Raw genomic sequence first — 24,553 nt, 5'->3', positions numbered from 1 at the left:
CTTCTCAGAGGCGAAATCGGCCAACCGCCACAAAACCAGACCTCACTTCCCATGCGCCAGCACCACGCGGAAGCCGATGGTGTTTCGCCTCGTCTCCGGCGGCACGGGCATGCGGGCGGAGGCGAGGAGCTCGTCCTGGGACGAGGAGCGCCAGTTGCCGCCGCGGGTGGTGCCTAGGGCGGGTTTCGCGGGCTCGTCCGGTTTGGCAGGCGGGGCGGGGCTGTAGTCTGTGTCCACCCATTCAGACACGTTGCCGGCCAGTCCGGTGATGCCGCGGTCGTTTGGCGGCAGGGCCGTCACCGGAGCCAGGAAGGGGAATTTGTCATCGTAGCCTGGAATGGCGCTGTCCAGGCTGGCTTTGCGCGCGCCGCTGATGTCCGCCAGATTGTCCGCATTCTCCGGCGGCGGCCAGTCAAAGCCCCAGGGGTAGATGCCGCGGATGCGGCCATTGCGCTCTTCGGGCGTTGAGCCGCGCTCCAGCGGCAGGCCCACGGCGCGGCTCCATTCTTCATCCGTGGGCAGGCGGTACACATCCTTCGGGCCGATGAGCCCGGCGTTGCGCTCCCGCTCCGTCAGCCAGGCGCAGAAGGCACGGGCCTCGTTGCGGTCCACGCCCACCACCGGCATGGTGCCACCGCCTTTGTTCATGCCGTCCACCCGTCCGGGGCGGCGCGCCTGGGTGGCCTTGCAGTATTCCATGTAGTCGCGGTGGCGCGTCTCCCAGGCGGAAAACATCACCTCTCCCAGCGGCACCAGGTTCATGCCCAGGCTGTTCGCCTTCCACTGGCGGCCAAAGGTCACCGCCTTGCGCGTCTGCATGTCGGTGAAGAGCTCAGACTGCTCCCCTTCCCGCACCTCTCCTTCGAGCACCACATCCGCAAAGCCCTCCTCGCGCAGTTCAAACTCCACCGGGCCGGTGCGCACGCGCGGCAGCTCCAGCGGCGTCTCCCCCAGAAACTCGTCATGCTGAAACACGCGCACCTTTTCCGGCTGGCTGTTGATGATCACGCTGCCGTAGGTCTGCCGCTCCACGCGCAGGTGAAAGGCGCGCCAGTTCTTCTCCTCCCCCTGCTCCCCTTTGTCGGCCTCCCGTCCGTCCGGCATCTCCTCGGAGGCGGCCTGGCCGCTCTCCACAAAGTAAAACGGCTCCACCTCATAGCGGTGCTCCTGGCTGAGAAAGGCCTCGCTGCGGTCACGGTCCGTGAGCCAGTAGCGGAAGGCCTCCGCATCGCCGTCCGGCACCACCACGAGGTAGGCCGGGTCATGGTCCTTGCCGCGCTGAAACCGCACCACCTTGCCCTCGAAGGAGCGGCCGGTGGCCTCCAGAAAGCGTTTGAAAAACTTCATCTCCACCGGCTCCGCCGAGATGTGGCCTCCCGCCCCCGGCTTGAAGACCATGCCCAGGCTGTTCACCCAGCGCTCCCCCTTCTGCGGCAGCTTGGAAGGCTCCAGCTTCAGCTCAAACACCGCCGGCTTGTCATCCTGAGCGATGTGGTCGATCTCCACCTGCTTGTAACCCGGCAGCCGCAGTTGATAAATGACCGGCACGCCTTCCGCGGGGTTGAGCTCCAGCGGTGTCACGCCGAGCTGGTCTTCTCCGGCAAACACCACCGCTCCCGGCGGTGTCGTCACGATCTTCAGCCGCGGCACCGTGTTGTTCATCGCCATCACCGTGCGGGTGCGGTGGTTCTGCGCCAGCCACATGCCAAAGCCCACCGCCAGCAGCAGCGCCGCGGAGCCGGCGGCGATCCACGTCCACATCAGCCGCCGGGAGGAAGGCAGCGGCTCCCCGCGCAGCGCCAGAGCCATCTCCCGCGCATTGATGAAGCGCCCCTTTGCCTTCGGCGCGCAGGCCGTGCACACCACGTCCTGCAGGCGGCGCCAGATTTCCAGATTGGCCCCCGTCTCCGTGCAGGAGGGCAGGTCCGGGAAGTCCAGCCGGTCCTTCCCCGTGCTGGCTTCATACAGCACCATGCCCAGGGAAAAGATGTCAGACGCCGCAGTGCCCGGCCCCTCCGGAGCCACAAAGCCCTCCGTGCCCACAAAGCTGCGCTGCCCCAGCAGCGCCACCAGCCCGATGTCCGCCAGACGGCAGATGCCATCGATGAAGATGAGGTTTGAGGGCTTCACATCGCGGTGGATGAGCTGGTTCCGGTGCAGGTAGTCCAGCCCTTCCGCGATGGTGATGCCCAGCTTCACGCACTGGTCCGCGGGCACGCACTTGTCCCGCTTCATCTGCAGGCCCAGCGTGTGCGGCTTGTAAGTGTCCGGGTGGATGTCGCGTCCGCACTCCAGGTCATCCGCCAGCTCCATCACGTAATAATAAAAACCTTCCTGGTCATTGCGCCCCACCTGCAGGATGGGCACCAGCGCCTCATGCCGGCGGGAGATGGGCTCGAAGCGCTTGATGGCTTCAAACTCGCGCTCAAACGAATCCGGCCGGTCGTAGTCCTCCCGCCACACCACCTTCACCGCCCGCAGCACGCCCGTGACGCTGCGCGCCAGCCACACCTCCCCAAACGCCCCGTGGCCGATGAGACGGAGCGTCTCGTGATCACGGATATCAGGCGCTGTACGTGACTTGGTCTGCATGCGGGCGGTTGGAACAGCGGATTACACTGCAACCGAAGGAGGAGGTCAAGCAGTCAAGCGGGCAAGACAGCAGCAAATCGTCCTCGTCCTCGTTCTCGTTCTCCTACTCGTCCTCGATCATGGCGCTCCGCAGACACACGCCCTCCCAAAGTGAGCAACACGCCCCGTCTCAAACCGTCAGGTGTCATCGACGCCCCCTGATCGAGGACGAGTACGAGCAGGAGGACGAGGACGATTATTGCCGGAGCCTCACGGCGTCCCCTTGATCCGCAGCAGCACCCGGTCACCGATCGTCGCCAGCTTCTCCAGCCGACCCTTCAGCGGCGAGGCGTCGGCTTCGCAGTGGGCCACGTCGTGCTTCAGAAAGATGCACAGCACGCTGGGGTAGTGGCTGGCAAACTCCTTCGCGCCGATGGCATTGCGCAGCATGTTCAGCGGCGGATGCGGGGTGAAGTAGGGCTGCACCTGCTCGGCGTTGGAGGGGAAGAAGATCACCCCCTCGGGCATGCTGCCGGTGTAGTATGTCACCGCACGGGCGATGAAGCTGGAGGTGATGATCGGCTCCCCGGGCTGGCGCACCTTCTTCGCTTCCTCGGCGATGCCCTGGGTGGAGGTGTACTCCCTCACCTTTTCATCCACGCCGTACTGCATGTACATCACGATGAACGCCGTCACAAAAACCGTCGTGCCCGCCCACGCCGCCGTGCGCCGCATCAGCAGCAGCACCATCGGCACGCTGATGATCCCCGCCAGCACGTACACCACCGGCGTGAGATCCTTGACAAAGCTGTTGCTGTCCTTCGGCAGGATGATCGTGATGGCCCCTGCCGCCCCCAGCACCAGCACCGTCTGCAAGATGGCGAGCGCGGAGGCGACGATGCGCTCCCCTTTGCCGCGGAAGCCCCTGCCGATCCACTCATCCAGCGTATGGCCCATGATGAGCGCCAGCGTCACAAACAGGAAGAAGGTGTAGGTGGGCAGCTTGCTGTTGCAGATGGTGAAGAAGATCAGATTGGGCACAAACCAGCACACCAGGAAGAGCAGACGCTTGTCTGTCTTCAGCCCCGTGACCGTGCGCACCACACCGGCGATGAGCAGCGGGATCCACGGCAGATTGCCCGCCACGAGGATCATGATGTAGTACCACCAGTGGTTGCTGTGCTTGTGCTCCGCGCTGGTCAGGCGCTCCCAGTTTTCATGCACAAAGAAGCGGTGCCAGTACTCCATGCCATACTTCGCAAACATGGTGGCATACCACGGCACGGCGATGACCGCCCAGGCCAGCAGGCCCAGCCACAGCCCCTTCCCACGCCAGGGCGAGCGCGTGCCCGTGAGCCAGAGATAGCAGATGGAGCCCAGCGTGGGCACCAGGATGCCCACCGGCCCCTTCGTCAGCATGGCGAAGGCCGAGGCCACGAAGTGCAGGATCATCCACTTGTCCCGTTTGTCCTCCTCCTGCGTGGCCAGCCAGAAGAAGAACACCGAGGCGCTGATGCACAGCGCCAGGCAGATGTCCGTGAGCATGAGGCGGGACATGATGGCATACTCCACCCCCGAGGCCAGCACCACCGCGGCGCAGAAGCCCGCGCGCGGGGAGAACATGCGCCGCCCAAACCACCAGGTCAGGAAAACCAGCAGCGTGGCCGCCGCGGCGGAGGGCGCGCGGCAGGCAAAGGCATTGTCGCCAAAAAGCTTCATCGCCGTCATGGACTGCCAGTAGAAGAAGATCGGCTTTTCAAACTGCCGCTCGCCGAAGATCGTCGGCGTCAGCCACTCATTGCGCTGCACCATCTCCCGCGTGGTCTCCGCATAGAAAGGCTCGTCGGGGTCGATCAGCGGCAGGTGTCCGAGACGCCACCAGAACATGACGGTGCAGATGGCGAGGAGGGTGAGGAACTGGGAGCGTAGGGACATCAGCTTGGGTTGGATGGAATGAAGACTTCCTGGTCGCGTGCATAGCTGCAAAAGCGGCTGCTGCTAAGGAAAAGTTGCGTCTCGTGGCACTCGATGGCCGCCAGCTTGCGCGCCTTCTGCGCCAGTGTGAGCTGCAGCGTGAGCCCCGAGGCCTCCGGGCAGAACCAGCGGCGGTGGATCAGGTAGGCCCACTCCGGCAGGTTCATCCCGGCACATTTCATGGCCTCGTGAATCAGGGCATGGGAGCCCACATGGTCCGGGTGGTTGTCATCCTCCGAAGGCACCACCAGCAGCGTGGGGCGGAAAGTTTGCAGCTCGGCCACATGCAGCGCCAGCGCCTGCTCGTCCTTCTCCTGCCACAGCCGCGTCAGCCCCTGGTCCGGGAGCCCGAAGAAAACCGCCGCCTCCGCCTGCAGGCCCAGTGTCTCCACCGAGCGCACCGCCTCAAGCCGGCGCCGCGCGCCCCAGCGCCGGCGGCAGTCCTCATCGATGACCCAGCGCTGCTCCACGTAGCGCTGCGGCCAGGGATTGTTGTCGCCGCTCGTTTGAAACACCACCCGCACCTGCGCGCCCAGGGCCACCGCATGCTGGATGAGCCCGCCGCAGCCGAGAGCCTCATCATCCGGGTGGGGGGCAAAGACCAGCACGCGATCGTGGGGTGAAAGCGTGTGGAAAAGAGGCATCGTGGGTGGGTGGTCGGGGAGGGCTGGAAAGGGGGCGCTTTCCATACCCGGCTTATTCCGGCACGCTAGGTGAATTCTTTGCCCCTTGATATTCTGGTTGGACAGGCTCCCCGAAACCGTGGAAGATTGCCCACCCCTTCCCTCATGCAGGACGCCAGCCAGACCATTCCCAGTTCGTGCAAAATCGCCGCCCTCATTCCTGCGTACCGGGAGGCCATGGCCATCGCGGATGTGGTCGGCCGCACCCGCCCCCAGGTGGATCTCGTGCTGGTGGTGGACGACGGCTCGCCTGACGACACGGCGGCGCTCGCCCGGGCAGCCGGGGCCGAGGTGATCGTCCACGCCGTCAATCAGGGCAAAGGCGCGGCCATGAAGACCGGCATGAAGACCCTGGCCGAACGTGGCTACGACTACATCATGCTGCTGGACGGAGACGGCCAGCATGCGCCGGAGGAAGTCTCACGCTTCACCGCCGTCGCGCGCTCAGGCTCGGCCTACGTGGTGGTGGGCAACCGCTTTGAAAACATCAAGGGCATGCCGCTGGTGCGCCGCTGTGTGAACAGCCTCATGTCCCGCATCATCAGCAACGCCTGCGGCATGCGCATCCCGGACACGCAGTGCGGCTTCCGCCTCATCCGCTCCAGCCTGGTCACCTACATCATGGGCAGCAGCGACCACTTTGATTTCGAGACCGAGATGCTCCTGCTGGCCAGCCGCGCCGGATTCACCATCCAGAGCGTCCCCGTCAGCACCATCTACGGCGCGGAGAAGACCAAGATCCGCCCCGTGCGCGACACCATCAAGTTCATCAAGCTCATGCTGCGCTGGCGGAGGCAGTCCGCCGCCATGCCCGCAGCGGCCCCGCTGAACCCCTCCGAAGCCCCCGAGCTTTGATCTGAAGCCCCTACCTGCGGGTCTTTCCACTCATGATGCCGGGCATTGATTTCTCCAAGCTTCATGAGAGCGAACAGGTGGAGCTGCATCTCCCTCAGCCCATGCCTGTAAGAACCGCCGCGCGCACCCTGCGGGCGCTCGGCTTCAGGCTGAGCGAAGATGTGTGCGACCTCCCGCGTCAGGATGCCCACCAGCACCACCAGCCCGGCTCGATCACCACCGTCAGCTTCATGTCCGCAGGCGTCCGGACCACCACCTATCTGGAAGACGACGATGAGGATGAAGACGAGCCAGAAACTGAATGCGACGCACTCAGTTTTGACTACCTCTTCGCCTTCCTGCCCAAGACGCTCATCCCCGAATTCTTGTCGATGCTTCAGCGCGTGCAGCCAGCCTTCGGTGGCACCTTGAAACATCGCGGCGTGCCCGTGGAGATCGCAGAGCTTGAGACCTTGTTCGCCCGCTACGTCTCCGACATCTGGGAGGAACTCGCCGAAGAACCCGGCGGCGATCTGCTCCGCCGCATCATCCATGAGTCGTATCCGCGCAGGACACCGGCCGTTTAGTCATCCTTCAGCCCGCCCTCTGAGTGAGCGCTCGCGTGGCGGTTTTCCCCGCCGGGCCTGTCACGAAACTCAGACATCTGCATGGCAGCAGCGGCCTAGGCACCGTGGTTTCAGCAGCGCGGCAGCACAGCATTTGCGCATTTTGGCAAATATCATTCTGCGCACCGGCAGGAGTTTGCAGGCGTAGGTGTGCAAGATGCCTCCCGGCTGCTCCGTTCGCCTCTCCCCCCTCGATTGCTGCACGCATCGCCTCCCTTGCGAAAGGTATGAAAATCGCATTGAAGCGCGGCGCGTGCTCACGATGTTTCGTTCCCATCCATTCTCACTCCATGCATCACCGTCCCCTTCCCTCCCTCGGCTGCTTGTTGGCCGCCACCCTGGCCCTGACCGGAATCACCCAAGCCAACGACTGGACGAACTGGCGCGGGCCGCTGCAGAACGGCGTCAGCCTGGAGCACTACACCGGCGCTGGAAAGCTGGACGAGAAGCCCACGTGGATGGCGGACATCCGCGGCCGTGGCACCTCCGTGGTCTTCGATGGCAAAGTCATCCTGTGGGGCTACAAGGGCGAGACGACGGATCTCGTCGAACTGCTCACCTGCATGGATGCCAAGACAGGCAAGAAGCTCTGGGAGCATGAGTTCACCGACTACCTCAGCGACTCCATCTACAACCGCTACTCCATCGGCGCCCCTACGGTCGATCCTGAGACCAAGCGCGTTTACGTGGTCAGCAATGCCGGCCGTTTCCTGTGCTATGAAATCGACGGCACGAAGGTCTTCGAGATCCCGCTGATGGAGGACTTTGGCCGCATGACCTTCCCCAATGCGCGCGTGGGCAGCCCCGTGATCGAAGGCGAATTCGTCATCACCCACTTCATCTTCTCCAACTGGGGCGCCGACGGCCCTGCGGCGGACCGCGTGTACGGCTTTGACAAAAAGACCGGCGAGCTTGCCTGGTGGTCCCTGCCGGGCGTCAGCCCGCCCGTGGACAGCTCCTTCTCCACCCCCGTGCTGGAAACCCGTGACGGCAAGCGCGTGATGTACTTCACCACCGGCTGCGGCCACATCGTCTGCCTCAACGCCCGCAGCGGCAAGCCCTACTGGAAGATGCACACCTGCAAAAACGGCATCAACTCCTCCGTCGTCATCCACAAGGGCAACAAGCTCATCTCCGTCCACGGCGATGAAAACGTGGACACCACCGAGAAGGGCCGCATGACCTGCATCAAGCTGCCGGAGAAGCTCACCGCCCCCGTGCCGCCCGCCACCGAATCCACCACGCTGGAACCCGGCGTGGAGCTGTGGCGCGCCCCCATCAGCGCCACCAGCAGCTCGCCTGTGGTCGTCGGTGATGTGATCTACCAGCTCGATGACGGCGCGACGCTCTATGCCATCAATGCCGAAACCGGCGCCGAGATGTGGAAGAAGAAGCTCAGCAACGCCAACCTGCACTCCTCCCCGCTGTATGTGGACGGCCTGCTCTACTGCCCCATGATGGAAGGCAAGCTCGTCGTGGTGAAGCCCGGCGAGAAGGATGGCGAAATCGTCCAGGAAATCACGCTCGACGGCAACTGCCTGGGCGCCCCCAGCGTCTGCAACGGCATGCTCTACGTCACGACCACCAAACACTTTTATGCCTTCACCATTCCACACAAAGGCGTGAAGGTGGATGCGGCGCCCGTGGCTGAAATCCCCAAGCCCGGCAAGGCCGTGACGCTGCAGATCATCCCTGCTGAGACGGTCATCATGACCGGGGAGAAGCAGAAGTTCCGCGTCCGCAGCCTCGATGCCAACGGCATGCTCGTCAGCCCGAAGGTCAAAGGCGTGAAATGGGAGACCTTCATTCCTCCGACCGCGAAGGTGAAGGCCACGATGGACGCCAAGTTCAACGATGCAGGCGAACTCGTGGTGGCATCGGATGCCAAGTCCAGCGCCGGCGCCTTCAAGGCCACCTCTTCAGACGGCCTCTTTGGCACCATCCGCGGCCGCGCCCTGCGCAACCTGCCGCTGATCGAGGACTTCGAGCACTACGAACTCACCGACGAGCAGCCCACCGAGCACATCAAATTCTCCTACCCGCCGCTGCCGTGGATCGGCGCGCGCTTCAAGTTTGACGTGCGCGAAGTCGCCGGGGCTCCCGGCAACAAGGTCTTCGCCAAGACCTTTGACCGCCTGCTCTTCCAGCGCGCCACGGTCTTCGTGGCTCCGTCCCACCTCTCCAACTACACCATGCAGGCAGACGTGATGACGGACGGCAGCGCCCGTGCGAAGTCCGACATCGGTCTCATCAACCAGCGCTACCTCATCTGCCTGCGCGGCAATGCCGGCAAGCTGGAGGTCAGCTCCAACCCGGAACGCCTGAAGCAGGAAGTCCCCTTCAAGATCATCGCCAACACCTGGTACACCCTCAAGACGCGGGTGGACGCGGCCAAGGACGGCAGCGGTGTCATCCGCGCCAAGGCCTGGGAGAAGTCGAAGCCGGAGCCCGAGGCCTGGACCCTCGAAGTCAAGGTGCCCAAGAACATCCAGACCAACGGCTCCCCCGGTATCTTTGGCTTTACCGCGCTCAATCAGAAGCGTGTCTATCTCGACAACCTGAGCGTCACTCCCAACAAGTAATCATCGAGACCCGCTCCCCGAAACGTTTGTTTTAAACCACATGACCACGAAACTGTCTCCCATCCTCGCCGCAGCCCTGGTGGCCTCGGCTTCGCTCCATGCCGCCGACTACACCCAGTGGGGCGGTGGCAACACCCGCAACATGGTGTCTGACGAAAAAGGTCTGCCCATCGATTTCAACCCCGGCAAAAAGTACGGCCCCAAGGCCGCGCCGAAGGAAGCCGGACGCCTCCGCCCGAACGCCCAGGACGCCAACAAGGCCCAGGGCGCCGAGGACATCGACATGAGCACCACCAAGAACTGCCTTTGGGTGGCCAAGCTCGGCTCCCAGACCTACGGCACGCCGATGGTCGCCAACGGCCAGGTCTATGTGGGCACCAACAACGAGTCTCCCCGCGATCCAAAGAGCATCGGCGACCGCGGCATCATGATGGTGTTTGACGAGTACACCGGCCAGTTCAAATGGCAGCTCGTCTCCCCGAAGATGGGCAGCGGCAAGGTCAATGACTGGGAATACCTCGGCATCTGCGCCAGCCCCACCATCGTCGGCGACAAGGCCTACGTGCCCAGCAACCGCTGCCAGATCGTCTGCCTGGACGTCAAAGGCATGTCCAACGGCAACCAGGGCATGCAGGACGAAGGCGCCTTCATGGCCCCGCTGGACAAAGACGGCAAGCCCACCGCCCCCCTCACCCCTGGCGACACCGATGCCGACATCCTCTGGGTCTATGATATGTACAAAGAACTCGGCGTGTTCCAGCACAACGCCACCGCCGGCTACCCGCTGGTGATCGACGGCAAGGTCTTCGTCCCCACCTGCAACGGCGTGGACTGGACCCACACCAACATCCCTGCGCCGAACTCCCCCAGCTTCATCATGCTGGACGCCGAAAACGGCACGCTGCTGGGTGAAATGGATCACGTGGCCTCCGAGCGCGTGCTGCACTGCTCCTGGTCCTCCCCGAACTCCCTCGATGTGAACGGCAAGAAGCAGATCGTCTTCGCCGCTGGCGACGGCTGGGTGTACTCCATGGCCCCGGAAACCCACAAGGACGCCGAAGGCCTGGACATCCTGAACGAAAACTGGCGCTATGACGCCAACCCGCCCGAGTATCGCAAGAACTCCGCCGGTGAGCCCATCAAGTATGTGGAGTACGACGGCCCCAGCGAAATCATCGCCACCCCCTCCATCGCCGACGGCCTCATCTACGTGAACATCGGCCAGGACCCTGAGCACGGTGAAGGCGTGGGCTGCCTGAGCTGCATCGACCCCAAGGGCAAAGGCGATCTCTCCGGCAAGGCCGTGTGGACCTTCAAAGGCATCGAGCGCACCATCTCCACGCCCGCCATCAAGGACGGTCTCGTCTATGCCGCCGACTACACCGGCCGCGTCTTCTGCCTCGACGCCAAGACCGGCAAGGAATACTGGAAGTTCGACACCAAGGGCCACATCTGGGCCAGCCCGCTCGTGGCCGACGGCAAAGTCTGGATCGGCAACGAAGAAGGCGAACTCTTCGTCCTCGCCGAAGGCAAGGAGCTCAAGGAAATCACCACCATCGAGTTCCCCTCCCCTCTGCTGAGCAGCGTCGTCGCCGCCAACGGCGCCCTCTACGTGACCACCCACACCCACCTCTACTGCTTCAAGGAAGGCGCCAAGACGCCCGAAGCTGCCGCGAAGTAAGAGCACAGGCTAAAATCCAAGCGAAAGGCGGACCGGCAACGGTCCGCCTTTTTCATGCGCATGCCGGGGTTCGTAAGAGCATTTGAATGATTTCGTGCCCTCATCGAACTGCGACGGCTTCGCGAGCCGGACATGAAATAATTTAAATGCTCCAGGCATTGTTTGGGAGCCAGCTGAACGACCGCTGCGAATGCAGTCCGCGGAGAGCGGGCCTCCGAGCCCGCAGCACTCCGCTGCATCCAGCCGTTCCGCCTCTCCCTTTCACGTTGCCGCCGCTGCCCAGGATGCTCGTGCTTGCCACCGGCCTGGACCGACGCTCCGGCCCACAGGTGCATGCCACCTGCTGCGGGCTCTGAGGCCCGCGCGCCAAAGGCGCTTTGGCTCACCTCCTTTCACCCGATTTTGAACACGGCCTAAGATTGAGATTCCAGGCACGTAGTTTCTAAATGCTGCTCCATCCTTCCTGCTTGCAGTTCATGAAACTCCGCCACGCATTCCTGGCGCTGTGCTTGATGATGTTTGCCAGCGCGCGTGCTGACATCCCCAGGCCCCAGGATGCACCGCAGCCGCTCTCTCCGGCGGAAAGCGCGAAGCTCTTCCAGGTCCCTGCGGGTTACCAAATCCGCCTGCTGGCCAGCGAGCCGCTAATCCGCGAGCCGTCCGGCATCTGCTGGGATGACAAGGGACGCTGCTTTGTCTGCGAGCTGCACGGCTACAATGTGGAAGGGCAGTATGACATCGACGAGCTCAACAAGTCGGGGCAGCTCGATCTCGAAGTGCGCCGCATCCAGGCCAGCGAAGCCGCCAAAAAGAAGGCCGAGGCGGAGACCTACGGCACCGTGAAACTGCTGCGCGACACCGATGGCGACGGCGTGATGGACCAGGCCACCGTGTGGGCGGACCGCCTGCCACCATGTTATGGTATCGCTGCCGCGAATGGCGGCCTCATCGTGGCCTGCGCGCCGCACATCGTTTTCTTGAAGGACAGCGATGGCGATGACCGCGCTGACGTGAATGAAAAACTCTTCACCGGCTTTGGCACCGGCAATCTGGAACGCGGCATCAATGCGCCCACCCTCGGGCCCGATGGCTGGTACTACTTTGGGCGCGGCTGGGCTGGCGGCCAGATCACCGGGCCGCATCTGGCACGGCCGGTGACGCTGCCCGCCACCGACTTCCGCATCCGTGCGGATGGCAGCGCCATCGAACCCGTGAGCGGCAGCACCAAGACCATGGGCATGGCCTTCACGCCCGGCGGCGAGCGCTTTGTCTGCACCACCACGCATCCCGGCCTCTACGTCACGCCCATTCCATGGCGCTACCTCATGCGCAATCCAGACGCCGCCGCACCGCTGCTGGATGCCCCCGCCAGCGATGACACGCGCGTCTATCCCATCTCCCGGCCCCATCCCTGGCGCACCAAGCGCGAGCAGCATGCGGAGTACTTCGCCTTCTACCGCAAGATCAGCCTCAGCGATGCCGCTGCCTCCGGTTACTTCACCTCCGCCTGCGGCCCGCTGATCTGGCGCGGCCAGTACTTCGTGTGCGAGCCCGCGCAGAATCTCGTGCACCGCGCCGACATTGTGCGCGATGGCACGCGGCTGCGCCTGCAGCGCGTCAAGGGGGAGGAGCAGCGCGAATTTCTCTCCTCCCGCGACTCATGGTTTCACCCCATGAGCCTCGCGCACACACCGCAGGGCGGCATGGCCATCTGCGACTTCTACCGCGAAATCATTGAGGACTACTCTGCCATCCCACGCCACCTGCAGCAGCAGTACGGCGTGATCAACGGCCATGACCACGGCCGCATCTGGATCCTCGAAGCAACGCAGCCCTACGCGAACCCAAAACTCAGCCCCGGCGAGGCGCTGGTTCTCAAGCTGCGGCAGGAGGACGACAAACCGCTCGACGCCGCCACGCGTGCCCTCAGTCTTCAGAAAGACCTGGAGCCCGGCCTCGCGCTGCAGCTCGCCCTCAGTGTCGGCGCAGACAAAGAGGCGCTCCTCGCGCTGGCGCGGAATCACGGACAGCTCAAGTGGATGGATGCGGCCATCGCCAGCTCCGCTCATCATTTGGAAAAGGAGCTGCTGCTCGCGCTGGCCGCAGATACCGGTCAAAGCCAGCCGGTGATGCACAACCTCGCCGGCATCATCGCCAGCCGTGGAGATGCGCAGGAAATCTCCGCCTGCCTCGCCGTGGTCACCTCCGGCAAAGCAGGCGAAATCCTGCGGCTTGGCCTGGAGGAAACCAAGCCGCTGCCGCAGCAGGCCGAGCCCCCCGTGCCCGCCGCCCCCAGCGCCGAGCAGAATGCCGCCTGGGAAAAGCGCGTGCCCGCCGTGCTGGCCGCGCTGAAGGAGAAGCCGGACCTCGCGGAGGGACGCCTGCTGTTTCAGGCCATCTGCGGCGCCTGCCACAGATCCCACGGCCTCGGCGTCAGCGTGGGGCCGGATCTGGATGCAGAGTTTCAGCGCGCGCCGGAGGTCATCCTGCGCGACGTGCTTTTCCCCAGCGAGGCCGCACGCCCGGGCTACGACACCCTGCGCGTGAAAACGCAGCGCGGCGAAACCCTCCTCGGCATCGCCGCCTCCGACTCCCCCACCAGCGTCACCTTAAAACTCCCCGGCGGCACCGAGCGCACCATCCTGCGCAAGCGCGCCGACATCCGCACCCTGCGCAACATCTCCCTCATGCCCGCCGGCCTCGGCGACGCCCTGAAGCCCGAGCAGATCGCCAGCATCATCGCCTTTCTCCGCTCAGCGCCGTGATCCCTACCCCGCCAGTGTCTTCCGTGCGATGCTCTTCCAGCCGGAATTTAGCAACTCGAAGGGGCATGGTCTTCGAAATCAACTGACGTTCCATGGAACACCTGCACGAGATGTTGAGGCAATATTGAGAACTAGAGGATTTGCGTCGATCGATCTAACAAGCTGACGCAACTGTTGCAGCACATTGGCGGCAAATGCCGTTGGAAACAATGCAGTATGAGGACCCGTATGCGGTTCCAGGTGCAGAACGACACGTTTCACACCAGAGGCAAGAGCACTTGCTGCAATCGCCTTTTCGCCTGGCTCAGAGGCGTGGCTGGTGGCATCAGCGAGCCCCGCCAGAGTGTCATTGACTTTGTCAGTCACGAGCTGAGCCAGCCTCCCGATGTTGCAAGGTCTGGGCGGATTGGTGATAACCCGAAAATCCTTGGCTTCGATCAGCCAAGTCGTGCTTGGAGGAGGCATACTCTGCACAGCCACGACATCCACGGCCTTTTTTCCACCCGGAGATGCATTCCAAACAGTGGTATAATGCTGCGACCGGTCATAGAGCTGCGCATTGACGCCAGCGCCAAAGTCAAAGCTCAGGGTATCCACTTGAAGCCGAGGCATCGTTGTACGTTTGCTTGTACTTTGTTCGTTTCTATTCGGCAGGCACTCCCATTTCGGTGTCAATGTAGCGCTGCGACTGCTGCACATCTTCATCCAGGGCGGTGATGCTTCCGACTTCGTCCATGGTTCTGCCTTGCTCCACACTGACCGCTCCATCTGACGCGATGTGCAAGCCGAAGCAACGTGTATCCAGCTTCTGAAACTCACGTTTCTGCAGGACGTGCAGCTCCCGCATCAAGAAAAGGCTATGAGTGGCAATGAAGACCTGAATGCCGCTGGCAGCGATCTGCAGAATCGTCCTGGCCACGGTCTTGATGATCCGCGGATTGAGATTGGATTCCGGCTCATCCCAGAAGAGACAGCCTTTATCGAGCAACGAACCCGTGGCAATGAGCCTCGCCACTGTGGCAAGCTTGCGCAGCCCCTCGGCGACAAGATGCATCTCCATGCTGCCTGTGGCGACCTTCAGGTAGAAGCGGCCTGATTTATCGAGCTCCACACTCCCACCCATTGCTTCCTCCAGCGGGACAAGGAGCTCTTTAATCCTGTGCTCCCTTGGACCTCTTGCAAGAGGAGCCCCCAGGAGAATGCAGGTGTCACGCCAGGTCTCTTCAAAAGGCAGATGTGTGGTCTCGTAGAGGGAGACAAATCCCGGCGATATGGTCAGCAGCTCACGCGTGGGAAGGAACACAGGAAGCTTTTCACCCCATGCTTCCGGCACCCTGCCAATGACGACTTCCTTCTTGCTGGGTGTTTTGAAAGACAATTCCAAGTCCAGCTTTGACGGCGCGAATTCGTACTTCAGACTGCATGTTGTGTGCCCCTGTCGGCGGCGCGCCAGCCTGCCCAGTTCATCCGGCTTGAAAACGTTACGCAGCTTGTCCGCCAATGCCGTGGCCAAATACCCTTTCGTCGGCGCATCGGAAGCAGAATCCTTCGCCCCTCTGGCGCTGACTGCGATGGCACAGTAGGCAGCCTTCAGGACATGTGATTTGCCCGAACCATTCTCACCAATGATGATGTTCAGGTTCTTGCCGAATTTGAATTCTGCCTGCGGAAAAACCGTGAAGTTTTCAATGCGGAGTGATTTGAGCATAGGGATGATGCCTGATGATTTGAAGCCGAGCAAGTTTTGCTCATCAGGTTTTAAGCCTCAGCAGGGCTTGCCACGCATCAACCCGCCAGCGTCTTGTACAGCGCCAGGGTCTTCCGTGCGATGCTCTTCCAGCTAAAGTGATCTTCGGCGCGCTGACGTCCCGCCTGCGCCATGCGGTGGCGCAAGGCCGGATCACCCATGAGCTTGTTGACGCCGGCGGCGAGATCACGCGCGAACTTCTCCGGATGCAGCGCTTCAAAGGGGCTCTCCGTCTGCTGCTCCAGCGGCACGAGGATGCCCGTTTCGCCATCGACCACGACTTCCTTGATGCCGCCCACGGCACTGGCCACAACGGCGGTTTCGCAGGCCATCGCCTCGAGATTGATGATGCCGAAGGGCTCGTAAATGGACGGGCAGCAGAAGACATCCGCATGCGAATACAGGGCGATCTTTTCCTGCAGCGGCACCATGGCCTGCACCCAGATGACGCCGGGCCGCACCTTGCTGGCCTCCGCCACGGCGGCCTCCATCTCCTCCTTGATCTCCACAGTGTCAGGTGCTCCCGCGCACAGCACGACCTGGAACCCCGGATCGAGATGCTGGATGGCGCGCACCAGATGAACGATGCCCTTCTGCCGGGCGATGCGGCCCACGAAGAGCACGTAAGGCTTCTCAGGATCGATGCCATGCTTGCGCAGCACCTCCGGGGCTTCGATGCGGCGGTACTCGCTGAGGTCGATGCCGTTGTAGATCACGTGGATCTTGTGCGGATCGAGATCAAAGTGCTGCAGCAGATCCGCCTTCGTGCCTTCAGAGACAGCGATGATGGCGTCCGCCATTTTCAGCGCGGTGCTTTCCAGCCACACGGTGAAGTCATAGCCATGGCCGAGCTGCTCACGTTTCCACGGGCGCAGGGGTTCCAGCGAGTGCACGGTGAGCACCATCGGCACGCCGTAGTTCAGCTTGGCCAGGATGCCGCCGAAGTGCGCATACCACGTGTGCAGGTGCACCAGGCTGGCGTCGATGCCGCTGGTGTTGAAATTGAGGCAGCGCTGCAGCGCGCCAAAGACGGACTTCAGATTCAGAGGGCTGTCCCAGCCGGTGGTGTCCAGGCCGTAGCCCTTGACCTTGAGATTCCCGTCGTCGCTGTCCTGGTCGCCAAAGCAGCGCACATCCACCTCCATCAGTTTCGCCAGCTCCCGGGTGAGGTATTCGACATGTACGCCGGCCCCGCCGTAGATGTGCGGAGGATATTCATTGGTGAGGAAGAGAGCTTTCATGTGGGCTGCGGGTGCACGCAATGCGTGCGGGAAAGAGAAAAGGTCAACGGCCAAACGTTCGCAGGATCACTTCTCCGGCGATTTGAACCATTCCTCGATAGCGGGGATGTCAAAGATGCGGAAACGTTTTTTGATGCGTTGCTCCAGGGCGAGCTGGGCGTGCTTGGCCACATCGAGCGAGGGGTCCTCCTTGATGGCCTTGATGAGCGCGGCGTTCGTTTCCGGCAGCGGGCTGCCCAGCAGCAGGAAGCAGACGCGCACCCGCACCTCCGCCGGCTGCTTGGAGTCAGCCAGCAGCTTGAGGAGCTGCTCCGGCGGCACGTCCGCCTCGTCGCGGATGTTGGTGTCTTTGAAGAGCTCGGCCACGGGCAGATGGTAGCCGGGGTCTTCGCGCTGAAGGATCTGGATGGCGCGCACGGCGCGCAGGTACTCGGCCTGCGCCGCATAATGCAGGTGCTCCATCTGCGGATCACGCATGTTCTGCACCAGCAGCTCAAGCGGGGCCCGCATGCCGGTGGCGATGGCCTCGTCCGCGTATTGCGTCAGGCGGTTGCGCTCCTTGAGCTGGATAAACTCCTGCTGCGTCGGGGAGACCTCCGCCTTCATTTCGGCCATGCGCGCCACGCCGGGCTGGCTTGCGGTGGCGGTGACGGCCGGAGGCACAAGCTGCGGATTTTTCAGCGTGGCGGAGATGTTCTCCAGCGACTCGCGGGTGTTCTGCTGCGTGAGCAGTTGCTCACGGCGCATCACATCCACCTGCTTTTGCAGCGCGGCAATCTGCTCCGCCGACTGCGCGAGCTCCGCCTTCAGGGCCTCGTCCGTGGCGGCCGCGGGGGCCGCAGCAGAGGCTGAGGCGGAGGCCGCCACAGGAGCGCCGGAGCCGGAAAGCCGGGGCTCGATCTTGTTGGTGTAGAACCACCAGCCGCCCCCCAGCACCAGCGCGCCGATGCCGAGCGAAATGACGAACGAAACGGCCAGATGCCGATAGGTCAGGTGTGACCGCCGCAGATTTGGCAGCGTGGAGGCATGGTCCCGGTGCATCGCCAGATCCTCATTCAACGCGTCTGCGGCCGCGGATTTTGTTTTTTTATCCGCCTTTTTACGGTCCTCCGTCTCTGCAGAATTCTGGCTGCAGCGCGCAAACTGCAGCGCCCCCTCCTCGGCGTCTTCGTCGATGGTTTTGGGCGAATCAGGGGAGAACAAGTCGGACATGAGAGAAAGTGCGGCGGTGACGTTACGCGATGAAGGTTGCCAGAATCAACAAACAAGGCCAGCCTTTGTCCGTCAATACAAGTCATGGCAACAGAATCCACCCAGAGCCCGCATTTGTCCACCCTCGCGCCTTCAGGCCCGCCGCCGCCGCTGCTGCAGCCTGCCATGCTGCGGCAGGCGGCCCTGTGGGGGGTGCCGGTGGTGCTGGCCCTGCTTTTCCTGGTCTGGCCCTACCAGCAGTGGGACTTTGGCAAACGCGAGAGCATCCTGGTCGGCTGGGCGCGCTGGGTGAGCCTGAAGGGAGACTGGCAGTTCTGCCTGCTGGTGCCACCGCTGGTCGCCGGGCTGGTCTGGCTGCGGCTGGGAGAGCTGCGCAAGCTGCCCTGGAGCGGCACCTGGCTGGGCGCGCTGCCCCTGGCGCTGGGCCTGTTCTTCTTCTGGATCGGCTACAAGGCAAACACCGGCTATCCCGGCTTCCTGGCCGTGCAGTTCGTGCTGGCGGGCGTCATTCTGCTCGTGGCGGGCATGGCCTGGATGCGCACGCTGTTTTTTGCCTGGCTGTTTCTGTTCTTCGCCTGGCCCATGCAGCCGCTGGAGGACTCCGTCTCCTCCCCTCTCCGCCCGAAAACTGCGGCGATGGCGGCCGCCGTCCTGAACGCCGTGGGCGTGCCCGCGGTGAACGAGGGCTCGGCACTCCAGTCAGCCCCGGATCCCGCGCACGGCCGGCAGATTGGTGAATCCTTCAGCCTCGACATCAATAAGGCGTGCAGCGGGATCAATTCGCTCTTCGCCCTGATGATGATCTCCGCCCTGCTGGGCTATGTGGCGCTGCGGCGTCCGCGCTGGCGGCTGCTTTTGTTTGCCTGCTCCGTCCCGCTGGCGGTGGCTGGAAACATCGTGCGCCTGCTGCTGCTGGTGGTGGGCACGCTGCACATGGGCGCGGATGTGGCCGTGGGCAGGCACATCGGAGACCATCAGGAAATGTCGCCCTACCACAGCATGGCCGGTTTCGCGGTTTTTGGCGTGGCGCTGGCCGGCATGTTTGCCCTGTGCTGGCTGTTCGAAGGGCGTGAGATGAAATCCAACCTGCAGCGCCACGTCCGGCCCTCTGCCGCGGGCAGCATCTGCGCCATTTCCCAGCCGCGCCGCACGCTGGGCCAGCTTGCCGCCACCCTGCTGCTCATGCTGGCCGCCCTGGGCGTCTGCATGGGCACGGACATCCGTTTCCAGGTGGCGGCGCCCGGGGTGAAAATGGTGGCTGACGACTCACGGCAGCCGTTCCTCCCGCTCACCCTCGGCGATTATCAGGCCACCAGGAGCGACATGACCACCGAGGAGAAAAGCCTCCTGGACGAGGGCGTCAAACTCACCCGCCACACCTACATGTCCCCTCAAGGCCGCGTCATCATGACCACCGTGATCCTGAGCGGCTTCGAAAAACGCAGCCTCCACCGCCCGGAGGTCTGCCTGCCAAACCAGGGCTGGACCGTCACCGACCGCATGCCCGTCTCCATCCGCCTGGACGATGGCCGTGAGATCACCGTCATGATGATGCGCATCTTCCGCGATGTGGAGCCCCAGCCCGGAATGCGCATCCGCACTCGCGCCATCAATTTCTACTGGTACATCGGCTCAGACGGCACCACCTGCGCGGACCACTACGAGCACGTCTTCCTCTCCTACTACGACTCGGTGTTCCGCAACGTCCAGCACCGCTGGGCCATGGCCTCCCTCTACGTCCCCCTGCCGGAGCAGCGCGTGGGCTCTGAGAACCCCTTGCTCGAGCTCGGCGCGGTGGAGGACACGCGCGAATTCATCGCCAAACTGGTCCCGCAGATCATGCCCCTGCACCAGGTGGCTAGCGGCTCAAATCCTCCTGCGTCAGCACCTTGAAGCCGGCGCTGGAGAGCACCTCGGAGCCCACCTCCGGGGAGTCCAGGTGCAGCACCACCACCGGATTTCGCGCCGGACGCACGAAGAGCGCATAGGTGAAGTCGATGTTGACCTCGGCGGACAGCAGGGCCGAGAGCGCATGCACCAGGGTGTGGTCCGTCTCCCGCAGCTCCACCACCGTCACGGGAAAAACCACATGCGGAATGCCTTTCTCAATGAACAGCATCTCCGTGGTTTCCGGATCGCTGGGGATGAGGCGCACCAGCGCCAGCTCCGTGGTGTCCTGCAATGAGAGGCCCAGAACTTCAATGCGGTGCTCCGTGAGCAGCTTGACCAGGGACATCAGCGCTCCCACGCGGTTGTGCAGGAAGACAGAGAGCTGCCGCACCGGAGTGCCCGCCGGGGTGGTGGTCTCGGATTGGGTCTTGGGCTTGGAGGTGGTCATGGGTGGCTAGCCTGCGGGGCCGGTGGCGGAGCGGCGTTCGTCAAACAGCGTCACTCGTAGCGGAATGCTTGCCAATGTCTCATCCTCCTGCTGCACCAGCCAGCGGTAGATGCCCTGCCGCTTGAACTTCAGCCCGTGAAGAGGAAACACGATGTTCCTCGAGACAAACGGGATGAAGGCCGAAGGAAAGGTCACCTCCATCTGCGCCCTCACGGGCGGCAGGAACTCCTTGCCCTCCGGATCCACGCAGCGGATGAGGAACTCATGCTTGCCGGCGTCCTCCGTCTGGAAAATGATGCGGACGGCGATGAAGCACTGCGGATGCATCACCGGAAAGGTCTGGGCGCAGAGCGTGTCAAAGGCGCCCTGAATGCAGAGCTTGCCCTGGTAGTCGGCGGCAAAGTCACAGACAATGGCGAGCTGGATGTTCATCGCGTGCGGATGATTAGCGGCCAAAGAGGCGTTTGAAAAAACCGCCGATGCCCTTCTTCTCCGGCGGCGGGGGCGCGGCCTGGGCCGGGCGCGCCGTCTGCACCGCCACCGCCTTCTCGGTGGTCTCCTCCTGCACCAGCGTGGCCTTGGGCACTTCCTTCATGGCCAGCAGCATGGGATCGTCCGCCGGGGCTTTTTCGAAGATGTTGGTGAAGACCTCATGCACGATCGGCGCGGCCTTTTTGCCACCGCTGATGTCTTCTCCGGGCTCGCCCTCATACACCACGGCAAAGGCAAACATGGGCTTGCCCGCGGGCAGGAAGCCGGTGAACCAGGCCAGGTTTTGATCCTTGTTGATGCGCCACTGCGCGGTGCCCGTTTTGCCCGCGATCTCCGCCTGCTTGATGGCGGCCGCGTGCCCGGTGCCCCCGCCGCCATTCACCACGGCCACCATGCCGCTGATGACCGTCTGCCGCTGGTCGGGATTGAGATCGATGCGCCTGCGGTCCTTCGGCTCGTAGGCCTGCACCACCCGGTCTCCCAGATCCTGGATCTGCAGCACCAGCCGCGGCTGCGGGATGCGCTTGCCATCTCCCAGCCCGGCCATGCACTGGCACACCTGCAGCGGCGTGGCCAGCACCATGCCCTGGCCGATGGCGATGTTCGCCAGGTCTCCCGGCAGCATCTTATGCCCGCGGTGCTGCAGCAGGTAGCTGTTCGTGGGCACAAAGCCCTCCCCTTCCGCCTTCAGCGGAATGCCCGTGCGCTCTCCAAAGCCCAGCCGCAGCGCCATGTTGGTGATGAAGTCGGCGCCAGACTCCAGCGCGGCCCGGTAGAACCAGGTGTTGCAGGAACGCTTGATCGCGCTCACTACGTTCATGCTGCCCTCGCCTTCCTTGTTCCAGTTCTTGAACACACGGTTGCCGATCTCCATCGCGTTCGGGCAGTCAAACTGCGTCTTGGCATCCACCTTGCCGCTGTCCAGCGCGCCCAGGGCGGTGACGATCTTGAAGGTGGAGGCCGGGGGATATTCGCCGCGGAAGGAGCGCGGGTAGAGCGGCAGGTGCGGGTCCTTCGTGAGTTCATCGTAACGCTTCTGCCGGATGCCGGGCACGAATTCATTGAGGTCGAAGCCCGGATTGGAGGCCATGGCCAGGATGTCGCCATTGGTCACGTCCATGATCACCATCGCACCGCCGGTGGTGTGCTTTTTCAGGGCGTTCTCGGCGTACTTCTGGAAGTTGTAGTCGATGGAGAGCACCACGTTGCGCCCCGGGCTCGGCGCCCGCCGCACATCCTCGGAGAGGCGTTTGCCATCCGGGCTGAAGAGCACGTTCACAATGCCGGCCTGGCCTTTGAGATCGCTGTCAAAGGCGCTTTCAATGCCCTCGCGGCCTTCCATTTCCTCAAAGACGGGGTCGCCGTCCACGATGGGGCCGGTGGGCAGCGGCCGTGTCTTGCCCGTGTAGCCGATGATGTGGCAGGCGGTGGCCCCCTGCGGGTAGTGGCGCAGGTAGGCGGGCTGCAGCACCAGCGTGCTGCCGAGGAGGGGCTTGAGCTTTTCCTCCATGTCCGGGGTGATCTCCACGTTCAGCCCCTCCTCCACGGAAAAGACCAGCGGCAGCCAGCGGCGGTGCTTGTAGTGCAGCAGCACCTTCTCGTCTGAGAGAGACCAGGTCTTGCCCAGCACCTGGTTCGCCTTGTCGATGGTGGAGCGCGCAAAGGCCGTCACCTGCGCATCGCTCGCGCTCTCCATGTAGGGCATCACCAGCGCGAGATAATTCGCGGCGCGGTTTTGCGCAAAGGGGATGCCGTGGCGGTCCACGATCTGCCCGCGCGGCGCCGGCACGCTCAGGGTCATGGCGCGCGCCTCCTTCTGCGTGGCCCACGAGGCGTTCAGGTCCTGCTTTTCCGGCGCGGCAGGCTTCGCCTTTTTAGCCTCGTCTTCCACGGCCTCCACCGGCTGTGCCTTCAGCACCACCTGGGCCTGCAGTTGCGGCGCCAGCAGGGACAGCAGCGAAATACCCGCCGCCAGAGACCGGCTGAGCGTGCGCGACGAGGTCAGTTCATACGAGAAAAGCATGGGAATGATTGGGCTGCCGCCAGACCCTCCATACGACAATCCGGCAGACCCCGGAACATGCGGCTACGCGGGCATGGCGTCAAGCCGTAGGTCGGGGTCGGGGCGGCTTCCTTAAAGAGACGACAGCCCCCGGTCATGCCCCGCCTGCCGCGCCTTTTTTGCTACTTTCCCAGCCCGCTCACCAGCACGTCCACCCGGCGCAGGGACAGTGAAGCGAGGACGTGCGGATTGCGCGTGGCGCACTGGATCGTGAGGGCATTCCCGCCTTTGCGCATGAGCTTGGAGACCTCAAAGTCCAGCCAGCAGTCGTTGTAGTTCAGGCGCTTTTTCGCCGCGCTGACGTCCAGAGCGGCCCCATTCAGACGGATGTCGATCTTATCCAGCATGGTGAGCTGCTCGATCATGAGCCGCAGCGTGACCTGCGCCGATGAGGCGGCGGGATCGTCTGCGATTTCCACGTTGATCTCCGCCTTGTCTCCGGCTTGCGCGAGCGCCAGCGGTAGCGGGCCGCCGCGCCCCTGGGGGCCCACGATGTAGTGCTTGTCCTTGTGCGCGAGCACGGCGGGGTCGCCAATCTCCTTCCACGACTGGCGGTCAAAGGCGGCGTCCCGATAATGTTTGATCCAATGCTGATTCCACAGGTACATGCCGTCCGCACCAGCCTGCCAGTGCAGCGCAGCCGTGGCGCGGAACTGCGCGGTGCTGTAATAGTCGCGCTCCCCAAACAGCACGCTGGTGGAGCGGCCGCGGTCCTCTTTAAAGGCACAGAGGTTTTGCGCCAGCACCTTGCAGCCGGTGCCCTTTGCCAGCTCTTTGAACTGCTCGATGGGCAGGCGGTAGTTCCAGCCGGAGGGATCGCCGACGATGAGGATGTCCACCAGCCCGGCCTTTACCCAGGCAGCCACGTCCATGCCCCCGTGGCGCATCTTGTCCATGTCCGGACGCACGCGCATCGACAGGAGAAGCTTGCGGCCCAGAGCCTTGCCGCGCGCATCCAGCGCAGTGCGGACGGCGCGCACCATCTCCGTGACGAGAGCAGTGTTTTTCTCCCCTTCCCCTCTTTTGAACAGCTTGGGCTCGCGGCAGAAGTCCAGGTCGAAGCCGTCGAGATCATACTGGGCGATGGCTTCCTGAAGAAGGGCGAGAACGTAGGTGCGCACTTCCGGCACGGCGAAATTGTACGCGAATTTGGAAAAGGCGTCTTCGCCGATCAACCACTCCGGGTGATCCCGCCGCATGGGCACGAGGTTGGTGTCTTTGGCGCCGTCCCTCAGGCGCGAGTCATGGCCGTCATTGATGCGAAAGGACACAAACACATCCAGCCCGGCCTTGTGTCCCTGCTCGATCACGACGGCCACGGGATCAGTCCCCTGCTCCATCATCTGGTGCGCGTTTTCATAGATGCGCCATTCGGAGGCGGTCTTGAATTTGTCGCGGTCAGAGCCCCAGAGGGTGCCGACTTTGGTTTTGTGCAGGTACCAGTCGCTCAGGCGGTGGGTGTCCGTGCCCATCCAGGGGTCCACGCCGATCTGCCAGTACAGCGTGTCCACCATGGTATCACGCAGCGGATCGATGGCCTCCTTCACCAGCCCCTCGATGCCGATGGGTGCCTCCATGTCCGGCGCGCCGAGGGAGCCGCCGTCATCGCAGAGCACCAGCCGCCGCTTGGGTTTGCCCTCGGCCGCGTGGGCAGGCGTGAGGCTGAGCAGCAGGAGGAAGGAAAGAAGCAGGCGCATGGTGGTCTCATTACAACACAGCGACAGCGGCAGCTTCCAGACGACTTT

Annotated in this window: 17 protein-coding genes; 6 read left to right on the top strand and 11 right to left on the bottom strand. The window is 63.4% G+C overall.

What is annotated here, in order from left to right:
* Positions 1-42: 42 nt before the first annotated feature.
* The 3 genes from ACILSQ_RS16190 to ACILSQ_RS16180 all read right to left on the bottom strand — a co-directional run bounded on the left by ACILSQ_RS16190 (position 43) and on the right by ACILSQ_RS16180 (position 5,189).
* On the bottom strand, positions 43-2,592 hold the full coding sequence (locus tag ACILSQ_RS16190) for a protein kinase domain-containing protein (protein WP_395744695.1): 2,550 nt from the start codon (positions 2,590-2,592) through the stop codon (positions 43-45).
* 249 nt (positions 2,593-2,841) lie between these two features.
* Positions 2,842-4,506 (bottom strand): ArnT family glycosyltransferase, encoded by a 1,665-nt coding sequence (locus tag ACILSQ_RS16185; protein WP_395744694.1) that lies wholly within the window; start codon positions 4,504-4,506, stop codon positions 2,842-2,844.
* Entirely contained in the window at positions 4,506-5,189 is a 684-nt protein-coding gene (locus ACILSQ_RS16180) for a PIG-L deacetylase family protein (protein ID WP_395744693.1), read from the bottom strand. The genes ACILSQ_RS16185 and ACILSQ_RS16180 overlap by 1 nt, the downstream gene beginning before the upstream one ends.
* A gap of 144 nt (positions 5,190-5,333) precedes the next feature.
* Here ACILSQ_RS16180 and ACILSQ_RS16175 point away from each other — a divergent pair, with 144 nt between their 5' ends.
* The 5 genes from ACILSQ_RS16175 to ACILSQ_RS16155 all read left to right on the top strand — a co-directional run bounded on the left by ACILSQ_RS16175 (position 5,334) and on the right by ACILSQ_RS16155 (position 13,716).
* Positions 5,334-6,083, top strand: a complete 750-nt coding sequence (locus ACILSQ_RS16175; protein ID WP_395744692.1) for a glycosyltransferase family 2 protein — start codon at positions 5,334-5,336, stop codon at positions 6,081-6,083.
* Positions 6,084-6,184: 101 nt separating this feature from the next.
* A complete protein-coding gene (locus ACILSQ_RS16170) occupies positions 6,185-6,649 on the top strand; it encodes a hypothetical protein (RefSeq protein WP_395744691.1) in 465 nt (154 codons plus the stop codon).
* Between the two features lie 329 nt (positions 6,650-6,978).
* Positions 6,979-9,270 (top strand): PQQ-binding-like beta-propeller repeat protein, encoded by a 2,292-nt coding sequence (locus ACILSQ_RS16165; protein ID WP_395744690.1) that lies wholly within the window; start codon positions 6,979-6,981, stop codon positions 9,268-9,270.
* Between the two features lie 40 nt (positions 9,271-9,310).
* Positions 9,311-10,951, top strand: a complete 1,641-nt coding sequence (locus tag ACILSQ_RS16160) for a PQQ-binding-like beta-propeller repeat protein (RefSeq protein ID WP_395744689.1) — start codon at positions 9,311-9,313, stop codon at positions 10,949-10,951.
* Positions 10,952-11,427: 476 nt separating this feature from the next.
* On the top strand, positions 11,428-13,716 hold the full coding sequence (locus ACILSQ_RS16155; RefSeq protein WP_395744688.1) for a PVC-type heme-binding CxxCH protein: 2,289 nt from the start codon (positions 11,428-11,430) through the stop codon (positions 13,714-13,716).
* Positions 13,717-13,794: 78 nt separating this feature from the next.
* Here ACILSQ_RS16155 and ACILSQ_RS16150 read toward each other — a convergent pair whose 3' ends face one another.
* The 4 genes from ACILSQ_RS16150 to ACILSQ_RS16135 all read right to left on the bottom strand — a co-directional run bounded on the left by ACILSQ_RS16150 (position 13,795) and on the right by ACILSQ_RS16135 (position 17,916).
* Positions 13,795-14,328, bottom strand: a complete 534-nt coding sequence (locus ACILSQ_RS16150; protein ID WP_395744687.1) for a hypothetical protein — start codon at positions 14,326-14,328, stop codon at positions 13,795-13,797.
* Between the two features lie 31 nt (positions 14,329-14,359).
* Positions 14,360-15,424, bottom strand: coding sequence for an ATP/GTP-binding protein (locus ACILSQ_RS16145; RefSeq protein ID WP_395744686.1), 1,065 nt, complete (start codon positions 15,422-15,424; stop codon positions 14,360-14,362).
* Positions 15,425-15,501: 77 nt separating this feature from the next.
* Positions 15,502-16,704, bottom strand: coding sequence for a glycogen synthase (gene glgA / locus ACILSQ_RS16140; protein ID WP_395744685.1), 1,203 nt, complete (start codon positions 16,702-16,704; stop codon positions 15,502-15,504).
* 66 nt (positions 16,705-16,770) lie between these two features.
* Complete coding sequence (locus ACILSQ_RS16135) at positions 16,771-17,916, bottom strand: hypothetical protein (protein ID WP_395744684.1); 1,146 nt, start codon at positions 17,914-17,916, stop codon at positions 16,771-16,773.
* An 84-nt stretch (positions 17,917-18,000) separates the two neighbouring features.
* Between ACILSQ_RS16135 and ACILSQ_RS16130 the strand changes: the two genes are divergently transcribed.
* Positions 18,001-19,809, top strand: a complete 1,809-nt coding sequence (locus tag ACILSQ_RS16130) for an exosortase/archaeosortase family protein (RefSeq protein WP_395744683.1) — start codon at positions 18,001-18,003, stop codon at positions 19,807-19,809.
* Here ACILSQ_RS16130 and ACILSQ_RS16125 read toward each other — a convergent pair.
* From ACILSQ_RS16125 to ACILSQ_RS16110, 4 genes are all read right to left on the bottom strand, one after another.
* Complete coding sequence (locus ACILSQ_RS16125) at positions 19,775-20,254, bottom strand: hypothetical protein (protein WP_395744682.1); 480 nt, start codon at positions 20,252-20,254, stop codon at positions 19,775-19,777. The two genes, ACILSQ_RS16130 and ACILSQ_RS16125, sit on opposite strands and share 35 nt — an antisense overlap.
* 6 nt (positions 20,255-20,260) lie before the next feature.
* The gene (locus ACILSQ_RS16120) at positions 20,261-20,686 is read right to left on the bottom strand and encodes a DUF6941 family protein (protein WP_395744681.1); all 426 of its coding nucleotides are present in this window, start codon (positions 20,684-20,686) and stop codon (positions 20,261-20,263) included.
* A gap of 13 nt (positions 20,687-20,699) precedes the next feature.
* The gene (locus ACILSQ_RS16115; protein ID WP_395744680.1) at positions 20,700-22,769 is read right to left on the bottom strand and encodes a penicillin-binding transpeptidase domain-containing protein; all 2,070 of its coding nucleotides are present in this window, start codon (positions 22,767-22,769) and stop codon (positions 20,700-20,702) included.
* A 161-nt stretch (positions 22,770-22,930) separates the two neighbouring features.
* Positions 22,931-24,505 (bottom strand): family 10 glycosylhydrolase, encoded by a 1,575-nt coding sequence (locus ACILSQ_RS16110; protein ID WP_395744679.1) that lies wholly within the window; start codon positions 24,503-24,505, stop codon positions 22,931-22,933.
* Positions 24,506-24,553 lie beyond the last annotated feature (48 nt).

The sequence above is a fragment of the Prosthecobacter sp. genome (assembly GCF_044227185.1).
In the GTDB taxonomy this organism is placed as follows: domain Bacteria; phylum Verrucomicrobiota; class Verrucomicrobiia; order Verrucomicrobiales; family Verrucomicrobiaceae; genus Prosthecobacter.
This window is presented reverse-complemented; position numbering and strand designations above follow the sequence as displayed.